The following is a 3,744-nucleotide window of genomic DNA, read 5'->3' as shown; positions in this document are numbered from 1 at the left end:
GTTCATAGGCTTAAAATATCGCATTTGACTTGTCAAAAACACCGCCAAGATAAAAATAGTGCTAATTTGTCATACAATTTGAAAATTTGAAGATGAGATAATTTGAAAATTAGTAAAACAACAACCTAATATAATTAAATTTGTACCATTCCGACTTGAAAATACATCCCATTTTCAAATCTTCAAATTGACACATTTTCAAATTAAAAATGGAAGCACCTTTGGCAGAACGCATCCGACCGCAGCGTTTGGAAGACTATATTAGTCAGTTACACTTGGTAGGCGAACAAGGTTCGTTAACCCAGCAAATCGCTCGTGGTGTCATTCCGTCGATGATTTTTTGGGGTTCGCCGGGCACAGGCAAAACCACTTTGGCTCAAATTATTGCCAAACAAAGCAACCGTCCGTTTTATGAACTAAGTGCCATTAACAGCGGCGTGAAAGACATACGCGATGTGATTGAAAAAGCCAAACAAAGCGGCGGTTTGTTCACGGTCAAAAACCCGATATTGTTTATCGACGAGATCCATCGATTCAGCAAGTCGCAACAAGATTCCTTGTTAGCAGCAGTAGAAAAAGGTTGGGTCACACTGATTGGCGCCACCACCGAAAATCCGAGTTTTGAAGTGATTCCGGCTTTATTGTCACGTTGTCAGGTGTACATTCTGAATCCGTTTTCCAAGGAAGATTTATTGGCTTTGTTGCACCGCGCGATGAAGGAAGACAAAATAATCTCCGCTAAAAAAATCAAATTAAAAGAAACTGAGGCTTTACTGCGACTTTCGGGTGGAGACGGACGCAAACTATTGAATATTTTTGAACTCGTTGTCAACGCCAGCCCTGAAGGTCAAATTACGATTACCAACGACAAAGTATTGGAGTTGGTACAACAAAACACCGTATTGTACGACAAAACCGGAGAACAACATTACGATATAGTCTCCGCTTTTATCAAATCGATTCGCGGTAGTGATCCGAATGGTGCCGTATATTGGTTAGCCCGAATGATTGAAGGTGGCGAAGATGTAAAATTCATCGCCAGACGCATGTTGATTCTTTCCAGTGAAGATATTGGTAATGCAAATCCAACGGCTTTTATCATGGCCAATAATACCTTCCAAGCCGTTTCAACCATTGGTTATCCGGAAAGCAGAATTTTGTTAAGTCAATGTGCGATTTATTTGGCGACATCCCCTAAAAGCAATGCCAGTTATATGGCGATTGGCGAAGCCCAAGCTTTGGTAAAACAAACCGGCGATTTATCGGTACCGATTCATTTGCGCAATGCACCGACCAAATTGATGAAAGAATTAGGATACGGCGAAGAATACCAATACTCACACAATTACGCCAATAATTTTTCAGAACAAGAATATTTACCCGATGAAATTAAAGCCACTGCTTTTTACCAACCCGGGAACAATGCCCGTGAAAATGAAATGCGGACTTTTTTAAAAAACCGCTGGAAGGACAAATACGGGTATTGATTTTAGTGCGCAGTGATCAATTGGCAGTATGGAATTACCCTATAACTAAAGCAGCAGAAATTCATACTAGAATCGCATTAGAATTTCAAATTAATCGGTTCTGAAACCAAATTACCGTTGTTGTAGTATTCAAAAACCCATTGTCCTTCTTTGAGCAAAACGGTACCGTTTACCCCATTTTTATCGGCCATAAAAACATTCTTTTGCGAAGTGTTGTACAAACGCATGATTACTTTCGGCTCATTGTCAACAACCTGATAACCATTCGCTGTTGGTTGAGCAAAAAAGAAAACAGTATTGTACTTAGATGCTATTTTGTTGTCTATTACTCTCACTACGGGTTTCTCATTGGTATTAGTGGTGGAAATCGATTCTATTTTGGATTCGGAAACCCCAACTACCGGTTTTTCTGTTGTTGGTTGAAATGGTAATGATTTACCCTCATACTTGTAAGCCAAAGTTTCAAAAGATTTGGCTGCGGCTCTCAGTGCTTCACTGTACGCTATAGCGTATTGCTTCTCGCGACTGGTTCCAAGGTCGGTTTGGTAAACGATATTGCCTTTGCAATCCTTTAAAGCCACTTTGACTTTGGTAACCATGATATTGCTTTCATTGATTAAATCTGCTGTTAAAAAATCACAACGATTAAGAGTATCATCAGCAAAAGATTCATCACTGAAATAGGCTTTGAAACCATATTTTTGAAGCAATAGCTTTACAGACGTATTAAGACCGAACCTGTCTTCTGATTTAAAAGAATCAAACTTTTTAGGTACAATTACATATTGGTAATTATTAATTCCTTGGGAATAAGATACAAAAGACACAAACAATAACAAGAGTGCAAATTTTTTCATTACAATATTTCTTTTAATTCTTTTAGATGATTAATTCTTTTAAAGGTTGCTGCCGAATGCGTATTTTTTTCATCAAATAAAATGGCTTCCATTCCAAATTCAATAGCTCCGCGAACATCTGCATCAATACAATCGCCTATCATCAGAGCATTTTGCTTTTCAGCATTGGCTAAAGATAAGGCAAATTCAAAAATATTTCGATGTGGTTTTTTTACGCCTGCCATTTCCGAATTGGTCACGGTTTTAAAATAACCTTGCAAACCTGAATTGACAATTTTTTTATGTTGTACATCGGCAAAACCATTAGTAATGATGTGCAAATGATACTTAGGCAACAAATATTCCAGAACCTCAATTGCTCCTTCAAAAAGCTGATTGTTTTCGGGCAAAAAAGCAATATAATCATGGGCTATTTTATCGATAGCTTCATCGGATATAGTATAACTCAATGCGTCAAACGATTGTTTTAATCTTTGGTAGCGCAATTCTTCATGGGTTATTTTATCTACCTGATACAATTTCCAACAAGCCTGATTGATTGGCGCATAAATTTCCACAAACTGATGGGTATTGATGTTTGGGTGTTGCTCTTTGAAAATTTTATCAAAGGCTAAGACAGAATTAGCATCAAAATCCCAAAGGGTATGATCAAGGTCAAAAAAAATATCGGTGATGTGTTTCATGTTAAAAAATACCTTCATCCTGAAAGCTCAAATAGCCTTTTTCGGTAACAATAATATGATCGAGTACTTTGATATCGAGTTGCTCTCCCGCAAATTTAAGCTTTTTAGTGATTTCTTTATCAGCATCACTCGCCATAAGTTTGCCCGATGGATGATTATGACTTAAAATAATGGAAGTAGCATTGTGTTCTAAAGCCAATTTAAAAATAAGTCGAATATCTACCACGGTGCCCGTAATACCGCCCTTGGACAGTTGTCCTTTGTAAATTACCTTATTGGCATTGTTCAAATACAAAACCCAAAACTCTTCGTGCAACAATTCGCCTATAATAGGTTGCATTATGTCAAAAACAGCTTTAGAAGAGGTGATTTTAAAGAAGTCAGGCAACTCTTCCGTTCGGCGTCTTCGGCCTAACTCAAGTGCTGCTGCTATAGTAACTGCCTTAGCCTGGCCAATTCCTTTAAACTCCATAAGTTGATTAATTGAAAGTTTTCCCAAGGCATTTAAATTATTACCAACACGCTGAAGTATTCTTTTGCTGAGAGAGACAGCACTTTCATCCCTACTACCTGAACCAATAAGAATGGCAATTAATTCGGCATCACTTAAAACCGATTTTCCTTTCAGCATTAGCTTTTCACGAGGCTTATCGTCTTCTGACCAATGTTTTATAGAAAAGTTTTGTTCCATGGCTTATACTAAAAAGAAAGAATTAT

4 protein-coding genes are annotated in these 3,744 nt (G+C 37.7%); 1 reads left to right on the top strand and 3 read right to left on the bottom strand.

The window, feature by feature from the left end:
• Positions 1-209: 209 nt before the first annotated feature.
• The gene (locus tag ACIQ32_RS11395) at positions 210-1,487 is read left to right on the top strand and encodes a replication-associated recombination protein A (protein WP_396195812.1); all 1,278 of its coding nucleotides are present in this window, start codon (positions 210-212) and stop codon (positions 1,485-1,487) included.
• Positions 1,488-1,564: 77 nt separating this feature from the next.
• On the opposite strand, the gene ACIQ32_RS11390 is transcribed toward ACIQ32_RS11395, so the two are convergent.
• From ACIQ32_RS11390 to radC, 3 genes are read right to left on the bottom strand one after another with little or no spacing between them, the layout of a single operon-like run.
• Positions 1,565-2,344 carry a hypothetical protein gene (locus tag ACIQ32_RS11390; protein WP_396195811.1) on the bottom strand — a complete coding sequence of 260 codons (780 nt, stop codon included), beginning with the start codon at positions 2,342-2,344 and terminating at the stop codon, positions 1,565-1,567.
• On the bottom strand, positions 2,344-3,027 hold the full coding sequence (locus tag ACIQ32_RS11385; RefSeq protein WP_396195810.1) for a YjjG family noncanonical pyrimidine nucleotidase: 684 nt from the start codon (positions 3,025-3,027) through the stop codon (positions 2,344-2,346). The genes ACIQ32_RS11390 and ACIQ32_RS11385 overlap by 1 nt, the downstream gene beginning before the upstream one ends.
• A gap of 1 nt (position 3,028) precedes the next feature.
• Positions 3,029-3,718, bottom strand: a complete 690-nt coding sequence (gene radC, locus ACIQ32_RS11380; protein WP_396195809.1) for a DNA repair protein RadC — start codon at positions 3,716-3,718, stop codon at positions 3,029-3,031.
• Between the last annotated feature and the right edge of the window lie 26 nt (positions 3,719-3,744).

The sequence above is a fragment of the Flavobacterium sp. genome (genome assembly GCF_044373165.1).
In the GTDB taxonomy this organism is placed as follows: Bacteria; Bacteroidota; Bacteroidia; order Flavobacteriales; family Flavobacteriaceae; genus Flavobacterium.
This window is presented reverse-complemented; position numbering and strand designations above follow the sequence as displayed.

Bases quoted from the DNA above. Each gene is read 5' to 3' on its own strand.
- ACIQ32_RS11395 (WP_396195812.1), top strand. From the start codon at position 210: ATGGAAGCACCTTTGGCAGAACGCATCCGACCGCAGCGTTTGGAAGAC.
- ACIQ32_RS11390 (WP_396195811.1), bottom strand. From the start codon at position 2,344: ATGAAAAAATTTGCACTCTTGTTATTGTTTGTGTCTTTTGTATCTTAT.
- ACIQ32_RS11385 (WP_396195810.1), bottom strand. From the start codon at position 3,027: ATGAAACACATCACCGATATTTTTTTTGACCTTGATCATACCCTTTGG.
- radC (WP_396195809.1), bottom strand. From the start codon at position 3,718: ATGGAACAAAACTTTTCTATAAAACATTGGTCAGAAGACGATAAGCCT.